This is a genomic window from Bombella sp. ESL0385 (assembly GCF_009725755.1).
In the GTDB taxonomy this organism is placed as follows: domain Bacteria; phylum Pseudomonadota; class Alphaproteobacteria; order Acetobacterales; family Acetobacteraceae; genus Bombella; species Bombella pollinis.
This window is the reverse complement of record NZ_WNIJ01000003.1, coordinates 1-19,274: the sequence shown is the minus strand read 5'-3', so window position 1 is coordinate 19,274 and position 19,274 is coordinate 1. Positions and strand designations below refer to the sequence as shown.

The 19,274-nt window shown below is 51.0% G+C and carries 18 protein-coding genes and 1 tRNA gene; 11 read left to right on the top strand and 8 right to left on the bottom strand.

Annotation, left to right across the window (positions count from 1 at the left end):
* Positions 1–125 precede the first annotated feature (125 nt).
* Together gap and GM557_RS07620 are read left to right on the top strand one after the other, a co-directional pair.
* Positions 126–1,148, top strand: a complete 1,023-nt coding sequence (gene gap, locus GM557_RS07625) for a type I glyceraldehyde-3-phosphate dehydrogenase (RefSeq protein ID WP_099026950.1) — start codon at positions 126–128, stop codon at positions 1,146–1,148.
* 2 nt (positions 1,149–1,150) lie between these two features.
* Complete coding sequence (locus tag GM557_RS07620) at positions 1,151–2,344, top strand: phosphoglycerate kinase (RefSeq protein WP_155573774.1); 1,194 nt, start codon at positions 1,151–1,153, stop codon at positions 2,342–2,344.
* 150 nt (positions 2,345–2,494) lie between these two features.
* Here the strand turns inward: GM557_RS07620 and rpoH are convergent, their stop codons facing one another.
* On the bottom strand, positions 2,495–3,400 hold the full coding sequence (gene rpoH / locus GM557_RS07615; protein ID WP_155573773.1) for an RNA polymerase sigma factor RpoH: 906 nt from the start codon (positions 3,398–3,400) through the stop codon (positions 2,495–2,497).
* A gap of 228 nt (positions 3,401–3,628) precedes the next feature.
* Entirely contained in the window at positions 3,629–4,627 is a 999-nt protein-coding gene (locus GM557_RS07610; protein WP_155573772.1) for an RluA family pseudouridine synthase, read from the bottom strand.
* Between GM557_RS07610 and GM557_RS07605 the strand changes: the two genes are divergently transcribed.
* The gene (locus GM557_RS07605; RefSeq protein WP_155573771.1) at positions 4,611–5,021 is read left to right on the top strand and encodes a hypothetical protein; all 411 of its coding nucleotides are present in this window, start codon (positions 4,611–4,613) and stop codon (positions 5,019–5,021) included. The genes GM557_RS07610 and GM557_RS07605 overlap by 17 nt on opposite strands.
* Here GM557_RS07605 and GM557_RS07600 read toward each other — a convergent pair.
* A complete protein-coding gene (locus tag GM557_RS07600; protein ID WP_155573770.1) occupies positions 5,013–5,342 on the bottom strand; it encodes a helix-turn-helix transcriptional regulator in 330 nt (109 codons plus the stop codon). The two genes, GM557_RS07605 and GM557_RS07600, sit on opposite strands and share 9 nt — an antisense overlap.
* 129 nt (positions 5,343–5,471) lie before the next feature.
* On the opposite strand from GM557_RS07600, the gene GM557_RS07595 reads away from it, so the two are divergent.
* Entirely contained in the window at positions 5,472–6,551 is a 1,080-nt protein-coding gene (locus GM557_RS07595) for an alkene reductase (protein WP_155573769.1), read from the top strand.
* A 72-nt stretch (positions 6,552–6,623) separates the two neighbouring features.
* Here the strand turns inward: GM557_RS07595 and rlmB are convergent, their stop codons facing one another.
* Positions 6,624–7,427 (bottom strand): 23S rRNA (guanosine(2251)-2'-O)-methyltransferase RlmB, encoded by an 804-nt coding sequence (gene rlmB / locus GM557_RS07590; RefSeq protein ID WP_155573768.1) that lies wholly within the window; start codon positions 7,425–7,427, stop codon positions 6,624–6,626.
* Between the two features lie 75 nt (positions 7,428–7,502).
* Between rlmB and GM557_RS07585 the strand changes: the two genes are divergently transcribed.
* Positions 7,503–7,588, top strand: a tRNA-Tyr gene (locus tag GM557_RS07585).
* A 29-nt stretch (positions 7,589–7,617) separates the two neighbouring features.
* Here GM557_RS07585 and GM557_RS07580 read toward each other — a convergent pair.
* The gene (locus GM557_RS07580) at positions 7,618–9,516 is read right to left on the bottom strand and encodes a P-loop NTPase fold protein (protein ID WP_155573767.1); all 1,899 of its coding nucleotides are present in this window, start codon (positions 9,514–9,516) and stop codon (positions 7,618–7,620) included.
* Between the two features lie 157 nt (positions 9,517–9,673).
* Between GM557_RS07580 and GM557_RS07575 the strand changes: the two genes are divergently transcribed.
* Positions 9,674–12,208 (top strand): excinuclease ABC subunit UvrA, encoded by a 2,535-nt coding sequence (locus GM557_RS07575; RefSeq protein ID WP_155573766.1) that lies wholly within the window; start codon positions 9,674–9,676, stop codon positions 12,206–12,208.
* Positions 12,209–12,257: 49 nt separating this feature from the next.
* Here GM557_RS07575 and GM557_RS07570 read toward each other — a convergent pair whose 3' ends face one another.
* From GM557_RS07570 to GM557_RS07560, 3 genes are all read right to left on the bottom strand, one after another.
* Positions 12,258–13,331, bottom strand: coding sequence for an NAD(P)-dependent alcohol dehydrogenase (locus GM557_RS07570; protein ID WP_370513454.1), 1,074 nt, complete (start codon positions 13,329–13,331; stop codon positions 12,258–12,260).
* A 105-nt stretch (positions 13,332–13,436) separates the two neighbouring features.
* Positions 13,437–14,357, bottom strand: a complete 921-nt coding sequence (locus GM557_RS09045) for an AraC family transcriptional regulator N-terminal domain-containing protein (RefSeq protein WP_370513458.1) — start codon at positions 14,355–14,357, stop codon at positions 13,437–13,439.
* A gap of 45 nt (positions 14,358–14,402) precedes the next feature.
* Positions 14,403–14,990 (bottom strand): NAD(P)H-dependent oxidoreductase, encoded by a 588-nt coding sequence (locus tag GM557_RS07560; protein WP_155573764.1) that lies wholly within the window; start codon positions 14,988–14,990, stop codon positions 14,403–14,405.
* A gap of 229 nt (positions 14,991–15,219) precedes the next feature.
* Between GM557_RS07560 and GM557_RS07555 the strand changes: the two genes are divergently transcribed.
* The 5 genes from GM557_RS07555 to GM557_RS07535 form a co-directional block, all read left to right on the top strand.
* The gene (locus GM557_RS07555) at positions 15,220–16,050 is read left to right on the top strand and encodes a response regulator transcription factor (protein WP_196424783.1); all 831 of its coding nucleotides are present in this window, start codon (positions 15,220–15,222) and stop codon (positions 16,048–16,050) included.
* A 17-nt stretch (positions 16,051–16,067) separates the two neighbouring features.
* Positions 16,068–16,595, top strand: coding sequence for a flagellar basal body-associated FliL family protein (locus GM557_RS07550; RefSeq protein ID WP_155573762.1), 528 nt, complete (start codon positions 16,068–16,070; stop codon positions 16,593–16,595).
* A 16-nt stretch (positions 16,596–16,611) separates the two neighbouring features.
* Positions 16,612–17,787, top strand: coding sequence for a flagellar motor switch protein FliM (gene fliM, locus GM557_RS07545; protein WP_155573761.1), 1,176 nt, complete (start codon positions 16,612–16,614; stop codon positions 17,785–17,787).
* Positions 17,771–18,367 carry a hypothetical protein gene (locus GM557_RS07540; protein ID WP_155573760.1) on the top strand — a complete coding sequence of 199 codons (597 nt, stop codon included), beginning with the start codon at positions 17,771–17,773 and terminating at the stop codon, positions 18,365–18,367. Before fliM ends, GM557_RS07540 begins: the two co-directional genes overlap by 17 nt.
* A 114-nt stretch (positions 18,368–18,481) precedes the next feature.
* Positions 18,482–19,274: flagellin (locus GM557_RS07535; protein ID WP_155573759.1), on the top strand; the 793-nt coding region annotated here is incomplete at its 3' end.

Here is a 19,274-nt window from a genome sequence, read left to right as displayed (position 1 = left end):
AGCGGGGCATGACGCAAGAGGGTAGCAGGCTTGCTTTAAAAACTTCATTTTCCCTCTGTTGCTCTGCCACAAGGGTGCTATGGATGGTACGTCCTTTAGCTACCAAATTATGGAGGAAGCGACCAATGGCCGTTAAAATTGCAATCAATGGGTTCGGGCGCATCGGGCGTCTGGTTCTTCGTGGGATTATCGAGAGCGGGCGCACAGATGTGGAGCCTGTACTGATTAACGATCTCGGTTCTGTGGAGGCCAACGCTCACCTCCTGAAATATGACACCATCCATGGCCGCCTGCCGGCTGAGGTTGAGGTCGTCAATGGTGACCTGCTCATCAAGACCCATGCTGGTAAGACCATCGGGCCTATCAAGGTGACCTCTCAGCGTAACCCAGAAGAGATTCCGCTTCAGGGTGTTGATGTGGCGATGGAGTGCACAGGCCTCTTTACAGCACGCGATAAAGCTTCTGCCCTGCTGAAAGCTGGTGCAAAGCATGTGCTGATTTCCGCTCCGGGTAAGGATGCAGATGCCACCATCGTTTATGGTGTGAATAACGAGGCTCTGAAGCCGGGTATGCAGATCGTTTCCAACGGGTCCTGCACAACCAACTGTCTCTCCCCAGTCGCTGCTGTGCTGGATGACAAGTTCGGCATCGAGCGTGGTTACATGGTGACAGTTCACTCCTACACGGGTGACCAGCGCACAATCGACACACTGCATAAAGACCCACGCCGTGCGCGCGCTGCAGCTGTAAACATCATCCCGACCTCCACAGGGGCTGCCCGCGCTGTTGCGCTGGTTCTGCCACATCTGAAGGGCAAGCTGGATGGTACAGCGATTCGCGTCCCAACGCCGAACGTCTCCCTCGTCTCTTTGGACTTCGTGCCGAAGCGTAAGCCATCTTCCATCGAGGAAGTGAACGAGGCCGTGCGTGAGGCTTCTGAGGGCCGGCTGAAAGGCATCCTTGGCTACAATACAGAGCCGCTGGTGAGCCACGACTTCAACCATGTTGCCTTCTCCTCCACCTTCGATGCAACGCAGACAGCGTTGGTTGATGGCGGTGAGCTGGTCCGCATCTGCGCATGGTATGACAATGAGTGGGGCTTCTCCAACCGTATGTCCGACACAGCGTCTCTCTTTGGGAAACTCTGATCATGGCTTTTCGCACGCTAGATAAAGCGGAGGTACGCGGTAAACGCGTACTTCTCCGCGCTGACCTGAATGTCCCCATGCATGAAGGTGCCATCACCGATACAACGCGTATTGAGCGTGTGCTGCCGACCATCCGCGAGCTGATTGAGAAGGGGGCCAAGGTCATCCTTCTCAGCCACTTCGACCGTCCTAAAGGGAAGGTCGTGCCTGAGATGTCGCTGGCACCGGTGGGTAAGCGTCTGGGTGAGCTGCTAGGTCGCCCGGTTGCTTTTGCGTCCGACTGCGTTGGGCCAGAAGCTAAAAAGGCGGTTGATGCCCTAAAGGATGGCGATGTCCTCCTGTTGGAGAACACACGCTTCCACGCTGAGGAAGAGAAGAACGATCCTGCATTCTCCAAAGCATTGGCTGCTAATGGGGATATTTATGTAGATGATGCGTTCTCTGCAGCTCACCGCGCTCATGCCTCGACAGAGGGTGTAGCCCATCTTCTGCCTGCTTATGCAGGCCGCTTGATGGAAGCTGAGTTGACGGCTCTTTCTGCAGCTTTGGAGAATCCAAAACGCCCTGTTGGGGCCGTTATTGGTGGCTCCAAAATCTCCACGAAGCTGGACCTCATCGGCAACGTGTTGGATAAAGTGGATGTGCTGTTCATCGGTGGGGCTATGGCTAATACCTTCCTCGCTGCTGAGGGTGTGAAGGTTGGCAAGTCCCTCCAAGAGGCCGACATGCACGAGACAGCCCGCAAGATTGCCGCTCATGCTAAAGAGAAGGGCTGCAAGCTGGTTCTGCCAGTAGATGCCGTTGTCGCGCGTGAGTTCAAAGCGGGTGCGCCTTCTGAGGTTGTGCCGGTGGATAAGGTGCCTGATGACGCCATGATCCTCGATGCCGGGCCAAAAACAGCCGAGCTTATCTCCAAGCATTTAGCTGACCTTAAGACTCTGGTCTGGAATGGTCCGCTTGGTGCCTTTGAGATTGCCCCGTTTGATAAAGCAACGGTGGAAGTGGCTCAGGCCGCAGCGAAGCTGACTGAAGCAGGCAAGCTGCTTACAGTGGCAGGCGGTGGTGATACGGTTTCTGCTCTGCGTCATGCAGGTGTGGCAGACCGTATGAGCTACGTCTCCACAGCGGGCGGTGCCTTCCTCGAATGGCTGGAGGGTAAGACCCTTCCGGGTGTTGAGGTGCTACGCGCTAAATAAGACATCGGGTTAAACTGAGGTTCTAAAAAAGGCGGTTGTCCTTATGGGGCACCGCCTTTTTTGATGATGCTATTTATAAAAATGCGGCTCGTTAAAACGAACCGCAGTCTTGCAAGGATGAAAAAGGGCCAGAGGGGGAGAGGAGACGTTTTAAGCGTCATCCTCCGTGAAGCCTTGCTCCTTACGGCGGGCTTTTACGGCAGAAGCCATAGCCTTTTGTAATTTCTCCATCGCACGAGCTTCAATTTGACGAATACGCTCGCGTGAGACGCCGTAATGGTGGGATAGTTCCTCCAAAGTGGAAGGGTCTTCCTTCAAGCGGCGTTCGGTGAGGATGTGACGCTCACGCTCATTAAGGGTTTGCATCGCTTCAGCGAGGAGGGCCTTACGGCCATTCATATCCTCATTTTCAGCTAGCGTATCTTCTTGGCTCTCATTTTGGTCCACAAGCCAGTCTTGCCATTCTTGCTCGCCATCAATGCGCAGTGGGGCATTAAGGCTATGATCCGGCGCGGTGAGGCGGCGATTCATGGAGATGACATCTTGCTCTGGTACACCGAGCGTCTTAGCAATATGGTCAATCTGCTCTGGTTGAAGGTCGCCTTCCTCATAAGCTTGCATCTGGCCTTTAAGGCGGCGGAGATTGAAGAAGAGTTTTTTCTGCGCCGCTGTGGTCCCCATTTTCACTAAGGACCAGCTATGGAGGATATATTCCTGAATAGCCGCGCGAATCCACCACATAGCGTAAGTGGCTAAGCGGAAGCCGCGCTCTGGGTCAAAACGGCGGACAGCCTGCATCATACCGATATTGCCCTCGCTGATAAGCTCACTTACGGGCAGACCATAACCGCGATAGCTCATGGCAATTTTTGCAACAAGGCGCAGATGAGAGGTCACAAGCTCATGAGCAGCACTGCTATCATGCTTATCTCGCCAGCGGCGGGCTAAATCTAACTCTTGCTCGGATGTGAGGAGAGGAAAACGGCGGATTTCCTGAAGATAGCGGGATAAATTGGTCTCCGGCCCAATGGCAGGGAGAGTAGTGGGAGACTTCATATATATTCGACTCCTTGCACCTAGCTGGCGAAAGAAAGAGCAATCCTTACCCGTTCTTTCATCACAGGAATGATGCGCCCTCTTAGGGAGGTTAGTTCCTGCTTGTTCATATCTCCACCCCTAAATAAGGCAGTGGAGGCATGCGCTGCATTTAGGACTCCTACAGGTTCTATTCTTTTAATCGTTTTCATCGAAATGTTAAACTTAAGAAAAAGTTATATTGATGAATTATGCTTTAAGGCTCCCCATTAATGCCTGAAAATCCTCCGGCAAAGGGGCGGTAAAATGCAGCATTTCCCGTGTGCGGGGATGTGTAAAACCGAGTGTTGCGGCATGGAGGGCTTGGCGGGGGAAGTCCAACGCTTCATCGCGCAGTGTCACGGGGAGTTTGCGCGCCGCAGCGGGGATGCGACGAAGATAAACAGGGTCGCCTAATAAAGGATGCCCATTATGAGAGAGATGCACACGGATTTGATGCGTACGCCCCGTTGCTAAGCGGCACTCCACAAGGGAGACGGCGTTATGAAATGTTTCTTTTGTTTTATAACGCGTTAAGGCCTGCTTTCCCCCTTGGATAACAACGGCCATGCGTTTGCGGTCCCGTTTATCGCGGCCGATAGCCCCTTCAAACTCACCAGCAGGTGGGAGAATCCCCCATGCGAGCGCAAGATAGGCGCGCTCCATCGTGCGGGTAGCAAAGGCTTCGGAGAGCGCTTCATGAGCGAGGGGGGTTTTCGCAACGACCATCACGCCAGATGTATCTTTGTCTAAACGGTGCACGATTCCGGGTCGTTTCTCTCCTCCAATGCCCTCAAAATCAGGCCCGCAATGGCCGAGGAGGGCATTTACAAGGGTCCCCGTTTCATTCCCGGGGGCGGGATGGACCACCAACCCGGCGGGTTTGTCCAAGACGATGAGGTCCCTATCCTCAAAAAGAATATCCAAGGGGATGCTCTCAGCTTGTGGGCGGGCAGGCTCTGGCGGGGGGAGGTGGAGTTCTAGCGTCATTCCTTCTCGTAAGGTGAAGGAAGGGTCTCGCCGTGGGGAGCCGTTGCAGGTAAGGTAGCCTGTCTCAATTAAGGTTTTAACGCGAGAGCGGGATAATGTCCCAATGGCATCGGCCAACATACGGTCGGCTCGTTGTCCTGCTTGGCCTTGCTGAATCGTGAAGGCGTAAAGCATGGCTGCATCAGCAGAGAGAGAATCGGGAATGGAAACATCAGACATGCCGCCTACCCTAGCCGAATCCACAACAAACAGCGAGAGTGTCCCGCCGCGCCCGCCGCGTGCGTTAGTGGCGGCGGTGATTATCATGGGGGTGATGATTATTGTAGGGGCGGCCGCCTTGGTGGGGATTATTATTTACCGCATTGTTCATCATGTCCCTACCCCTGTGGTGAGGCAGGAGGCTCCAGCTCTTTCTTCATCCCTTTCTGGTCCTGCTTTATTAAGCCTACCGCGCCGTGTAGGCGAGCAGGTGACGATGATGTCCGCTCGCCCTGATGGGGCCTTGGCCGTGATGTTAAAGGATGAGCAAGGCAATATGCGCATCGTGTTATGGAGCCCGGAGCAGGCACGCATTATTGCAGAATTAACAATGACACATCCTACGTCACCCTAGGGTCTCTTCCTCATAAGCGGGATAAGCGCGTAAAATACTGCTCATCAAGCCGGGGAAGCGTTCCTCCAACATCGTAAGGCGTAATGTGTTGCGATGTTGGACCCCTTCTACCCGCGTGTGCAAAATTCCTACCTCGCGCAACACTTGAAAATGATGCGACATGCTGGATTTAGGACGCCCGCGGAGGAGGGTTGTGCAGTTTGCTTCCCCCAAATTGTATAAATGATAGATAATGCCCAGACGCACCGGGTCCGCTATAGCGCGGAGGAGCGGGAGGAGGGCAACCTCCTCTGGGGCAGGGTGATGATATAACGTGGCCATGCCTCTCTGTATCGGGAGTCGGAGGGTGTTTTGTCAAGATTGTAGTTCTATATTGATGGAACAATAAGCCTGTGTTAGCCTCAACGGCAGAAGGGACGTTTCTCTTCATGTTTGTTAAAGGAGGACGTTATGGCAACGTTGTTTGAGCCTATCTCTTTTGGGGCTATTAAGGCGGCTAATCGTGTTGTTATGGCACCGCTTACCCGGGCACGGGCGGGCAAAGATGCTGTGCCGACACCTATCATGGCGGAATATTACGCACAGCGGGCGACTGCCGGGCTGATTATCTCCGAGGCCGTGGGGATTTCTCGCCAAGGGCTTGGCTGGGCCTATGCTACAGGCATTTGGAATGACGCGCAGGTAAAGGGCTGGAAGGCCGTTACCGATGCCGTGCATGAGAAGGGCGGTAAGATTGTCTGCCAGCTTTGGCATATGGGGCGGATGGCCCATTCCTCCATAACGGGGGAGCAGCCGGTGGCACCGTCTCCTTCCACAGCACCGGGGCACATCCATACATATGAGGGCAAGGCCCCTTATGAGGAGGCCCGTGCGCTACGTCTGGATGAGATTCCGGGCATCATTGAGGATTACATCAAGGCTGCGCGTAATGCGATGAAAGCCGGGTTCGATGGTGTGCAGATTCACTCTGCCAATGGTTATCTGCTTGATGAGTTCTTGCGTGATAGCACGAACCATCGGACGGATGCTTATGGTGGGTCTGTTGAGAATCGTCTGCGTCTGCTGCGTGAGGTGACGGAAGCTGTCATTAAGGAAGTTGGGGCCGAGCATGTCGGTGTTCGTCTCTCCCCGAATGGCGAGGTGCAGGGCACGATAGATAGCAAGCCGGAAACTGTCTTTATCCCGGCAGCGAAGATGTTGAATGACCTCGGTGTGGCATGGCTGGAGCTGCGTGAAGCTAATCCTTCCAGCACCTTTGGCGGGGCTACAGAGCAGCCTAAATTATCGCCAGAAATCCGCAAGGTGTTCACCCGTCCGCTGGTGCTGAATCAGGAATATACGCGTGATGAAGCTCTGAAGGCCGTGGCAGAAGGCAAGGCAGATGCTATCAGCTTTGGGCGCGCCTATATTGCTAACCCGGACCTCGTGCGCCGCTTGAAGGAGGATTTACCGCTTCAACAAGATGATATGGCCACATGGTACGGCCCGATTGGGGCGAAAGGCTATACGGATTATCCGTTTGCTAAGTAAAAGCAGGCCATAAAGCATAATGATGGGGTGGTGCTGGGTTTTCTGGCACCACCCCATTTTATATGGCAGCTGTTAGCTGAGGGGGCGGGTCAGCTCGTATAGGGCCACCGCAGAAGCGTTGGAGACATTTAGGCTCTCCATCGGGCCAGACATGTAAATGGAGGCAATCTCATCACACGTCTCTCGTGTTAGGCGGCGTAGCCCTGCCCCCTCGGCCCCTAGAACGAGAGCCACACGGCGTTGACCAAGCTGGGTGCGGTCTAAGCGCGTCCCACCAGCATCTAACCCCACGACCCAGAAGCCCGCTTTTTGTAAGCTTTGCAGCGTGCGGGAGATATTCGTTTCCCGAATGATGGGCACAATATCCAATCCGCCAGAGGCCGCTTTGGCCATAGTCCCGGTTTCATCAGGTGTGTGACGGTCTTGCACGATGAGAGCAGCGGCCCCAAAAGCGGCGGCAGAGCGTAGAATGGCCCCGATATTGCGCGGGTCTGTTACTTGGTCCAATACAAGAATAGGGCCGGGGCGGTCGATCACATCCACGAGAGCCGGGTTTTCCAACGGCTCGACATTGAGGCACACCCCTTGATGCACGGCCTCTTTACCGCAGAGGGCATCTAGCTCCTCCCGGCTGACGATGCGCGGTTGATGCGCTGTTTGGGGAAGGGCAGCCTCGGCCTCTTTGGTGGCAAGCAGGGCGTAAATAACGCGCGCAGGGTTGAGGAGCGCGGCCTCCACAGCATGTTGACCATAGAGCCAATAACCCTTGCCAGTAGCGGGAGCCCCGTGCTTGGTCGTGCTGCGGCGGGAGCGATTGCGGGAGAGATTTTGCGCCTCTGGCAAAGCCACACGGCGGGAGGATGATTTTTTAGCCATAATTGCCTATATAATCCTTTAACCACGCATTGACATAGCCCCAAATGCGTATTATCACACGGCCAACCTGAGTACGGAGGGGTGCCCGAGTGGCTAAAGGGGGCGGACTGTAAATCCGCTGGCGTACGCCTACGTTGGTTCGAATCCAACCCCCTCCACCAGGTGTTTTTCTTGGAAAATTATGTAGTTTTTAGTTGGTCAGGGATTTTTGTGGACCTTCTTCCAGTGTTTTGAGGTGCAGTTCTGTTAAGCGTTTTATAAAAGGATGAGTAGTAGCGTCATCTGCTTTTTCCCGAAGTTTTTGGATGATTGTTTCAAACCATTCTTTTTCGTTTTGCCATTCTTTGTTTTTAGCTTCTTGGAAGCGGAAGTAGAGTTCTCGGAAGATTTTATTCTGTTCTGGGCCTGTTGGTAGTTGATCTATGCATTCCAGAAATTTGTCAGGATCGATATTATGAAGGAAGGGATTATCGTTTGTGAGGAAATATCTTTGTAAGAGAAGGTTCGTAATTTCAAAAGGTTGATTGTTTTTTATTTTTTCCTCACAATAGTCCTTAATTTTTTTAAGAAGGTATTTCTTCTTTTTACAGGACAAGATGTCATTTATTTTTTTGATCTTGCTGATATTTTCTTTATGAAATTCCCAAGGAGAATAATCTTTTACATTCCAGATGTCAATTTGGGTAAGAGAAGCGATTTCTTTTGATAAAAGCGAGTCGCAATATCTTTTAGTGTATTTTTCTAAGAGAGTAGCAGAGTCTATATCATTAAAACTGTTTATCTTCATGTTTTTTAGCATAAAATAAACGTCACAAACATGAAGCAGTTCCTTATCGTTTTCTGCAGTTTCTTTTTCGAGATATGAACGAAATTTTCCAATTAGGGAATCATAATGTGTATCGGAGGGTTTTTCATAAATAAAAGCTGAGATCCTTTTCCATATAGGGGTTGTTCTATTGTGAATAAAATAGGAAAGATTATCTTCAAAGTCTTTCTTGTTAAGGATTCCCTTTTCTAGAAGGTAGTATATAGATTCATTTAACATTCTATATACGTTTAATAGGTTGAAATAATTACTTTCGCGTGTTTTTGAGTACGAATCATTATTTACGTCTTCTTTGGAAATGGGACTAACTATTTTTTCAATATCATCATATGTTCTTCCATGTATATTTTTTTCTATGAGAAGTACATATAATAGGCAGAGGATATCAAAAATTATATTGTTATTATCCTCCTGTTTTCCCTTAAAGGATGGAAATAAGTATTTTCCAGAAGATAAGAAAAGTTGTAGAATTCTAATGTTTTCTACATTTGTTTTTTCAAAAAAATCAATGAAATTATTTTCATTTTCTAATAGAAATTTTCCAAAATTATCTTTGTCTTCAGATTTTTTGAGATCTTTTTTGAATTCAGATTCAATAACATCTTTCCAAGCACTTTTAATATCCGGTTGTACCCGTAATGTAAGGTAAACGGTCTTTTCCTTTGTACGTTCATAACGCTTTCTTTCTTCATTATCATCAATAGCAATTTCTTTTTCATTAGCAACGAGAATAACGCGGTTTTCATGTGATTCTACCAAAGGCTGCACGAGAGCTAATATGTCGGATACGGGCATTTTTGCTCGTTCTACATCATCGAAGACTAGAATACGCTTTTTGAATATTTTGTCTTTGCTCTTTGTCTCTCCAGACATACCTAGAATAACTGAGAGGTCAGTTTTATTGTTATCTAAATGGTATAAATCAATCTTTAAAGTGCTTTTCAACAAGCCTTTAAAAACGGTTTTTCCTAGTTCTCCAATCTTGCCGCCAAGTATGGGGTGCATGGCGACATAGATGGCTTGTGTTATTTCCTCGGCATTCTGCATCCCATAGAGGGATACATAGATCATGTTTAGCTCACTATCCGATTCACGGTCCGTCCTCTTTTTGTCAAAAAGACGTTTCACGAGCCATGTTTTACCGCAACCCCATGGGCCATCTAGCATTAAGGCGAAGGGAGGTTTGCTGCTTCCGTAGCAGTATTTATTAAGGACTTCGGCTACATTTGCATTTGGGCCAGCCCATTCGTAATTTTTAGTCATTTGAAAAAACCTCCTCCTTAATAGAATTGACTGTATCAGTTTATTTCGTTCGATAGAAAGATATTTGCCTGAGGTCAGAGGTGCTATTTTACAGGCATCAGGTTGATATAGAATATGCTAGTCTTCCCGCCTCGTTCGCGCAGGGTTGGGAGGCTATATGGCAGGATCGTCATTATCACATCATCAAAAGGCCCTCACAAACATGATTCGTATAGAAGGCGCGCAAGAGCATAATTTAAAGGATGTCTCGTTGGAGGTTCCACGGGGTTGTCTAGTGGTGTTTACTGGCGTGTCTGGGTCGGGGAAGTCCTCTCTGGCATTTGGGACGTTGTATGCCGAGGCACAGCGGCGTTATTTGGAGACAGTCGCCCCCTATGCGCGGCGTTTGTTCCATCAGCTACCCCCGCCAAAAATCCGTAATATCGAGGGGCTACCGCCTGTTATTGCGCTTCAGCAGCAGGCGGGGACAAGTAGCCGGTCCTCTGTGGGGAGTGTGACAACGCTCTCTAATCTATTGCGGATGCTCTATTCCCGTGCGGGTACTTATCCCGCTGATGCGCCGATGCTGGAGAGTGACGACTTCTCCGCTAACACCCCGCAGGGGGCGTGCCCGCGTTGCCAAGGTACGGGATGGCTCTATGATGTTGTGGAAGAAAAGATGGTGCCCGATCCGACCTTAACCCTGCGGGAAAAAGCCGTAGCGGCTTGGCCCGGTGCGTGGCAGGGGCAGAATCTGCGGGACATCCTTATGATGCGCGGGATAGACCTCGACACACCATGGCAAGACTTGCCCAAAGCTACCCGGGAGTGGATACTCTATACAGATGAAACCCCAACCGAGCCTATCTATCGGGGGTTGAATTATGCTGAGAGCCAAGCGGCTATCAAACGGGGAGAGCCTGCAACCTATCAGGGAACTTTCGCGAGTGCGCGCCGCTATGTGATGCAGAGCTTCCATGGCTCTAAAAGTGCAAAAATGCGCGCCCGTGCGGCATCCTTCATGCAGGCGACGCGCTGCCCTGTGTGTCATGGGGCGCGTCTAAAGCCTGAAGCTCTTGCTGTGACCTTTGGGGGGCAAGATATTGCGGCCCTGTCTCACCTGCCTTTAGAGCAGCTTTATCATGTGCTGAAGGACCAGCTTGCAGAAAATCAACTGAGTGATGCTCAAGGCCGTGTGATTGAGGAGATTGGCACGGCTTTAATGAAGCGGTTGGAGATTTTGTTGGAGCTGGGACTAGGGTACCTTCAAACGGACCGCGCTGTGGATAGCCTCTCCCCCGGTGAGTATCAACGCTTGCGGCTGGGTACGCAGGTTCATTCCGCTTTGTTCGGTGTGGCTTATGTGTTGGATGAGCCTGCCGCAGGGCTGCATCCTGCGGATATTGAATCGCTTTTGAATGTGTTAGGCTGTTTGCCCAAGGCGGGGAACTCCCTCCTTATTGTGGAGCATGACCCGGTGGTGATGCGTCATGCTGATTGGCTTGTGGATATTGGCCCCGGTGCGGGCCGTCATGGGGGGCAGGTGCTTTATAGCGGCCCGCCGGATGGTTTACGGCAGGTGGAGGCCTCTCGTACGCGGCCTTATCTATTTGCCCCACCACCTTTGGAATGTGGCTCTAGGCGGCCTATAGAGCGGTGGCTTCAGATAGAGAACATTACATGGCGGAACATGCAGAATCTCTCGTTAAAGTTGCCGCTGGGTGTGTTGGTGAGCGTGACGGGTGTGTCTGGCTCCGGTAAGTCGAGCTTGGTGAGTCAGGCCCTTGTGAGTTTGGTCAGCCGCGCGCTAGGTCAGGCGATTGAGGAAACGGATGAGCGGCAAGAGGATGATGAGACCGCACCGCTAGTGGGTGAGGCTGTGGAGGCGCAGCCGGAAGGGCAGATTATCGCAGGGTTGGAGCATGTGAAGCGTCTGGCTGTGATAACGCAAAAGCCCATTGGGCGGACGTCACGCTCTAATCTGGCGACATATACGGGTATTTTCGACCATATTCGCAAGCTTTTTGCTGCAACCGATGCTGCCTGCGCGGCAAAGTTGGATGAAAGTAGCTTTAGCTTCAATGTCGCAAAAGGGCGATGCCCGCATTGCGAGGGGTTGGGGACGGTCTCGGTCGGGTTGCTTTTTATGCCCGGTGTGGAGGCCCCGTGCCCGGTTTGTCATGGGGCACGGTATAAGGATGAGGTTCTCGCCATCACGCTGCGGAATAAAAACATCGCTGATGTGTTGGCAATGACGGTGGATGAGGCTTGTAGCTTCTTTGCAGGCGAGGGGATCTTGGCCCGTGGGTTAGATACATTGGTGCAATCTGGGTTAGGGTATCTTCGCCTTGGTCAGCCCGCGCCGGAACTATCTGGTGGGGAAGCGCAGCGTCTCAAATTGGCGACAGAGCTGCAAAAGCGGCGGTCAGCCCCTATGCTGTATATTTTGGATGAGCCCACAACAGGGTTGCATCCCTCAGATACAGACCGGCTTTTAGGGCAGCTGCAAACGCTTGTGGAGCAAGGCCATAGCGTGGTCGTGACCGAGCATAATATGCGCGTTGCGGCAGCGAGTGATTGGGTGATTGATATTGGCCCCGGCAGTGGGGAGAAAGGCGGGCAGATTATTGCTGCTGGTCCACCAGAGGATGTAGCGCAGGACCCTGCTAGCCGCACTGGGCCTTACTTGCGGGCTATTTTAGAAGGCGTCTAAAAAGGTACTGCCCCGCCAATAACCAATATGGCGGGGCAGGTGAAGTCGTTTAGTCAGCCTTTAACGTGCTCATATCAATGACAAAGCGATAATGCGTATCGCCTTTTTCGAGTTCTTTAAAAACGTCATTAATATCCTGCATGGCAACGGTTTTGGTGTCGGGCAGGATGTTTTTACGGGCACAGAAATTCAGCAATTCTTGCGTTTCACGGATGCCGCCAACGAGGGAACCAGTAATACGACGACGACCATAGACGAGCGGTAGGGTGGTGGTGGTAGGTAATGGGCCAATCTGCCCCACCATGGAGAATGTCCCATCTACATCCAATAAGGGGAGGTAGGGGGTGATGTCATGCTCGACAGGGATGGTATCAATAATGAGGTCGAAGCTATTGACGGCTGCCTGCATGGCCTTGTCATTGCTGGATGTTAAAAGCTTGTCAGCGCCAATGGCGAGGGCGTCTTGTTCTTTTTTATCACTGCGGGAAATGACAGTAACTTCCGCACCGAGTGCTACGGCTAGTTTTACAGCCATTTGGCCTAGCCCGCCAAGGCCGATAACAGCAACGCGCGTACCCGGCCCTACTTGGCAGGTGCGTAGGGGCGACCATGTGGTGATGCCCGCACAAAGGAGCGGTGCTGCCTTGGAGATGTCCAACCCTTTGGGGACTTTAAGGGCGAATTCCTGCCGGACAACAAGATGTTTGGAATAACCGCCCATATTGGGGGTGTTGTCCACCACATCAATACCGCCATAAACGCCATTCATGCCGATGGGATGCTTTTGCCCCTCGCGGCAATATTGCTCCTCCCCTTTGCGGCATTGGTCACAATTTTGGCAACTATCGACCATACAGCCGACGGCTACAATATCGCCAATCTTATGGCGGGTTACATCCGGGCCTGTCTCGATGACACGGCCAATAATCTCATGGCCTGGTATAGCAGGGTAGGGTGTATGGCCCCAGTCATTGCGGACCCAATGCAGGTCGGAATGACAAACACCGCAATAGAGAATTTCCATCACAACATCGTTGGGGCGAGGGTTGCGGCGGTCAAAATGGAAGGGGTTGAGTGTATCCTCAGCGGAGGTGCAGGCAAAACCGACAGTACGCATAGCCATGATCCTTCATCACGGGGGGTATAATATTGTGAACCATTAAACATTTAGCAGCTTATGGCGAAAGAAGTATATGTTCAATGCAAGAGAGAGGAGGGTAGCTTTGCATTAGAACCAGACATCTTCATGCTGGCGTTTATAAGTCTCTATTCCGATTGTGCGGATATGATGAAGGTCTGCGCGAGGGGAGCGTCCAAAAGTGCGTTTGTAATCACGGCTAAAATGAGAGGGGCTTTCATACCCGACTAAAAAGCTCGCTTGAGCGGCTCCAACATCTTCATGCACCATAAGGCAGCGCGCTTCTTGAAGGCGAAGTTTTGTCCGATATTGGACGGGCGTCATCCCTGTTACTGCGCTAAAGCGTTTGTAAAAGCTGGATTGCCCCATGCCTGCAATTGTGACGAGGTCATGAATCTCAAAAGGCTCATGGAAATGATGACGCAAATGAATGAGGGCACGATTAATGCGTGAGAGGTCACTTTGATTATGAGCAATCTCACGCAAAACATGGCCTTGTTGGCCTTGTAGGAAGTGATAGAGAAGGTCCTTTTTGTAAAGTTTGGCTAAGAAAAGATCGTTTTTGTCCTTGTCTAATAATCTAACAAGCCTAAGCAATGTATCCAGAATATCGTTTGTAATATTGCTCAAGCCCATTGCGGGGGAGGGTGGGGCATAAGAAGATTTAGAGGATGCTAGGGCTGTCTGGGAGGGGGAGGCGGCTTCGATATCATGCAATAGCTCTCGCATTTCAAGTGAGGTGAAGCTGATGCAAAGGGCTAGATAGGGCGCAGAGGCAGAGGCACGTGTGATTTGCCCAGAGACGGGAAGGTTCAATGTAGAGATGAGATAGTGGCTCTCATCATAGAGAATAGGGCGGTTATGCAGATAGAGCACCTTCTCCCCTTGCACAACGATGTAGATGCGCGGCTCATACACAACAAGGACAGGGTCGGTTACTGTTTCGGTCCGATAGAGTGTGAGGAAGTCGAACGCAGTATGAGTAACCGACCCTGTGCAATGGCACGTGATGGCTGCTTGAAGGGGGGCAAGGGGGTGTCGGGGGCATAAAGAAGCTTATAAGGTTAGAATAACACGCTCTAAATGATGCTGATAGGCCGTTGTGATAGCTTCAATATCGGGGTTTTTCATCACATCAGTGGCAAGGAAGGTTGGCAAACGCTCCATCCCAAGGAAGGCATGAGCGCGATAGAAAGGGAATAAAACAGCGTCAATCCCACCACCATGGAAGAATTGATGAGGCTCCTCAAACGCTTCAAGCGGGGCGTTCCATGTCGTAGAGACCATAAAGCGTTTACCTTGCAGAAGTCCCCCCGAGCCGTAGAGCTTGGTTGGGTCATGACGACTACGCCCGTCATTTTTGTAAAAAATACCATGAGCCTCGGTGAAGACCTCATCCATATATTTTTTAAGGGGCCATGGCGTGCCCATCCACCAACCGGGGAATTGGTAAAGGATAATATCTGCTTTTTGGAAGGCCTTTATCTCCTCCTCAATGCTATAATGATGGTCAATAATTGTCTGGCTGATGCTGATGCCAGAGGAGGTGAGAAATGTTGCAGTATAATCCTGCAATGTCTGGTTCAAACGACCTGCGGAATGGGCAAAAGCTTTTGCGCCGTTGATGAGATGGCAATGGGTCATAATTGGAGTCGCCTCGTTAGCTTTCTTTTGACGCTCTATTTCATAACTCGTTACGAAATACGTCAAGGGCTAGGGAAAGCCTAGGGATAGCATGGAAATCTAAAAAATGGCCTTAAATTAAAGGAATATTCTTGTTGCAATTAGAAATTACAAGGTTATTTTAATGTCGTGTTAGCGTTAAGTCTTGATAGCAGGGGAGTGTAAAACGATGACAAAAAGGAAAACTGCCATGCGGTTGATTTGTGTCGGTGATAGTCCGAAGAATATGGATGGTCGCCCCTGTTCTACCCTTTCGGAGGCAGTATCGGAGGGCGGCATCTTCTTGCGGATTTCTGGCCGTGAGGGTGTGTTAAGTGCTTTACGCAATGACCAGTCTGATGTGGCGGTCATCCAGCAGACAAGTCCAGACCCGCTTTTAATTAGAACAATCCGTAATAACCGCTTTAGTCTGCCTATTCTAATTATTGCGCGTAACTTAACAGCTGATAATGTCGCTGATGCGCTTGCAGCAGGTGCGGATGATTGCGTGCCGATTACGGTAGGGCCTGTTGAGCTTTTGGCACGTCTTAAAGCCATTGTCCGGCGTGTGATGGATCATGGCGTGACAAGTCAAATCATCAATGTTGGTCGTCTGACTGTCAAAGAAGATATGCGTGAGGTTTTAGTGGATGATGAAATCCTGCCTTTAACGCAAGGGGAATATGATATTATGTCCCTCATGGTGCGCCGCCGGGGGAGCTTGCTGAACAAGTCTGCTATTCTTTCTACCCTTTATGCAGGGCGGGAGAAGCCTATTAGCAAGACGATTGATGTCATGGTGTGCCGTATTCGCCAGAAATTGCGTTCCCGTGGGATTCAGAAGCCTTTCATCACCAGTTGGGGCATGGGCTATCGGCTGAATGAGGAGGCGTTCCTTCCGTTAGGTGCGCGGGCAGAGGATGGGTATGATGCGGCTCATCATCAAGAGCTGCGGGAATCTAGCATGCCTGTATCTACTGGTTTTGGCGTAACCGCTATGGCAGGTGAAGGCGTGAGCATGCAGCCTGTTCCCCAAGGTTAAGGAGAGGGTCAGGCTGTATGAGTGATGAGACAGAGGCCTCTGTCGCTGGGGCTGAGGAGGATGCCGCTCTTGCTGATGAGGCAAAAGGGAGATCCAAGAAGAAATTAGCCCTGCTTATAGCGATCCCGTTGCTTGTCGTAGGTGGCGGCGTTGGGGCATGGCAGGCGCATCTCCTCCCCTTTGGGAAGGGCGGGGAGAAGGCCGCAGCACATGGCGGGGCTGGGGCAAAAGAGGCCCCAGGGTCGCGTATTTTACTCTCTGTACCGTCTGCCACGGCTAATCTTGATAATGGGGCGGGGCGGACGGTTTACGTCAAAATGACAGCGAGTATTGAGTTTGAAGGTGCAGAGAGTGAGGCGTCTCTCAAGGATCGTTTGCCGGAGGTAGAGGACATCTTCCAAACTTACTTGCATGAGAGCCGCCCCCAAGACCTTCATGGTAGTGGGTTTTATCGCCTACGGGAGGCTTTATTGCGACGATTGCGCGTTGCCTTTGCCCCGGTAAATGTCAGCAACGTTTATATTACAGAACTTCTAACCCAGTAAGATGGATTAAGACCTAATGGCCGATGAAGATGAGCAGGGACAGGCAGACCAGCCCACAGCCGATCAGCCTGATATGGGTGCGGCTGAATCAGCCGCAACAACCGGCTCTGGGGATGGTGAGACTGTAGATGAGGACCGCGCGTTAGACCAATCCGCTATTGATGCGATGTTAGGCGATACATTTTCCAACTCTGCCTTGCGGGAGGAAAGTGGCATGGAGCGCATCATAAAGGCCGGTTTTGTGGCCTATGAGCGCATGCCTATGTTGGAGAATGTCTTTGATAGGCTGGTGCGCTTCCTCTCCTCGACATTGCGTGGTTTTACCAATGATAATGTCGATATTACGATGGAGGATATGCGCTCTTTACGGTTTGGGGATTATATGTCTGGCGTGCCGACATCCTCCCTTTTCTCGGTATTTCGCGCAGAGCAATGGCGTAATTATGGTCTAGTGATTTTAGATTCTGACCTTTCCTACGCGATTGTCGACATTTTGATGGGGGCCATCCCCGGCCGTGGGGCCAAAGCGGTGGAAAACCGCCCTCATACCGCTTTAGAGCGGGCATTGATTGAAAAATTGGTAGTCATTACGCTTGCGGACCTTTCTGAGGCATTTACCCCAGTTGGTAAGGTAGATTTGTCTTTTGAGCGATTGGAGGTTAGCTCCAGCCTTGCAGTGATTGCCCGCCCCTCTAATGCAGCGATTGCGGCAAAGTTTCATATTGATATGGGTGATAGAAGTGGGAATATGGAGATTGTTATCCCCTATGCCACGTTTGAGCCTGTACGAGAGAAATTAGCGCAGCAATTTATGGGGGAAAACTTCGGCAGTGATTCAATTTGGGAAAATCACCTCATCTCCGAGATTATGGAAACGAGTGTGACAGTATCCACTGTTTTTGAATCAAGCTCCTTTCCGCTGTCTCAAATCTTAGCGTTAAAGAAGGGCAGCGTGTTGCATTTGCCTTGTAAGGCAGATGCGCCACATAGTGTCCGTATGGAATGTGACGGTACGCCTCTTTTTGAGGGCACATTAGGCCGGTTGCATAATATGCAGGCCGTACGGATTGACCAGCGGCTTATCCCACCAGAAGAAGACTTAACACCGGAGCTTTTAGCCTCCCTTGGGGCTATCCCAGCAGAGCATCACATGGCAGGGCAGGAGGGACTTCATCATGTTTCTGGAAAATAGTCAGCTTGTTATTGAAGTCCTTTTGATGATTGTTTTGATAGCGGGGATTATTAGTTCCCGCTTGATCGTGCGGCGGCTAGGTGTCATCCGTGAATCCTATACGGCATTAAATGAGATGGTCTCCACGCTGGATTCCTCCACAGAGCAAGTGACGCATATGTTTGAGCGTGTGCGCCATGAGGTTAATCAGGGCGATAAGCGTCTCTCTGTTTTGCTAGAGCGTGTGCGTAATGCTGAAGAAGACCTGATGGACCATCACAAAATGGCACAAGAATCGACCGATTCGATGGCCGTTTTGTTGAAGAAGGTAGAAGGGCAAGAAACAGAGTTAAAAGAGCATCTTAACGCTGCGCGTGCCCTTTTAGAGCGTTTGGAGGCGCAGCAGGCGGTGTTGGAGCAAGCAAAGCAAGCCGTAGCTTCTGTCAATGCGCCAGTGCAAAGTGTGGAAGATATTGCGGGGGATAATGAGGCCGTGCCGCATTTTTCCGATTCTTTTACGCAAGCTGTGCCGGGGAGCCTGCGTGGCCCGCGCCCTTATATGCGTGGGCGTGAAGCACAACCAAAAGTGCAAGTGGGGTAAGGTTAAGTTATTTTAGGGAAGCTGTGTAATAATCATGTAAAGGTTATGTGGTCTATTAGCCTTGTCAACGATTTGTCGTTGGTCATGACGTATGATGAGTAGGGAGAAAAGGCCATGAGTCTTTCCATTAACACAAACACATCCTCCATGGTCGCCTTGGAGACATTGAACACCACACAGAGTGAACTTGCTAAAACAGAGAACGCCGTCTCCACCGGTAAAAAAGTCGCTAATGCGTCTGATAACCCCGCTGCTTTTGGTATTTCCGCACAGATTGGCGGTGATATTTCCGGTCAGAACGCTGTGAATGATGGGCTGAGCTACGCTTCTCAGATTGTGAGCGCCACCAACTCTGCGGCAAACAGCATCATCAAGGTTCTGCAAGATGTGCAGAACGCCGTCACCACTGTTGGTAACAACCTTGGTAGCACTACGTCCCTTGGCCAGCTTGATAAAGAAATTACTGGCTATATGAAATCCATCGACACAATCGCGCGTAACGCGACGACAAAGGGCATCAACCTGCTCTCTGGTGGTACAAGCGATGGTCTGGGCATTACCTCCAATAGCCTGACATTCGTCAGCGGGGTGCAGGGTGACACACAGACACTGAGCGGTTATGGCACATTAATTGCTGCAACAACCGGTGTGTCTCAGGGTGCAACCCTGACAGAACTTCTGGGCCTGACAGCCGGTGGCTCCGCTGGTGCTGACCCAACAAGCAACGTCTTCCTGACATCCAGTGCAACAGGTGCAAGCTTTGCTGGCTCCTATGCGTCTGATCCGAAGCAGGGCGTCGTGAAGATGATTTCGCAGGTGCAGAAAGCTATTGAGGCGATGACAAACGTCACCTCTGACCTTGGTTCTAACCAGAAGCTTATCGATTCCATGAGCGATTATGGTCAGA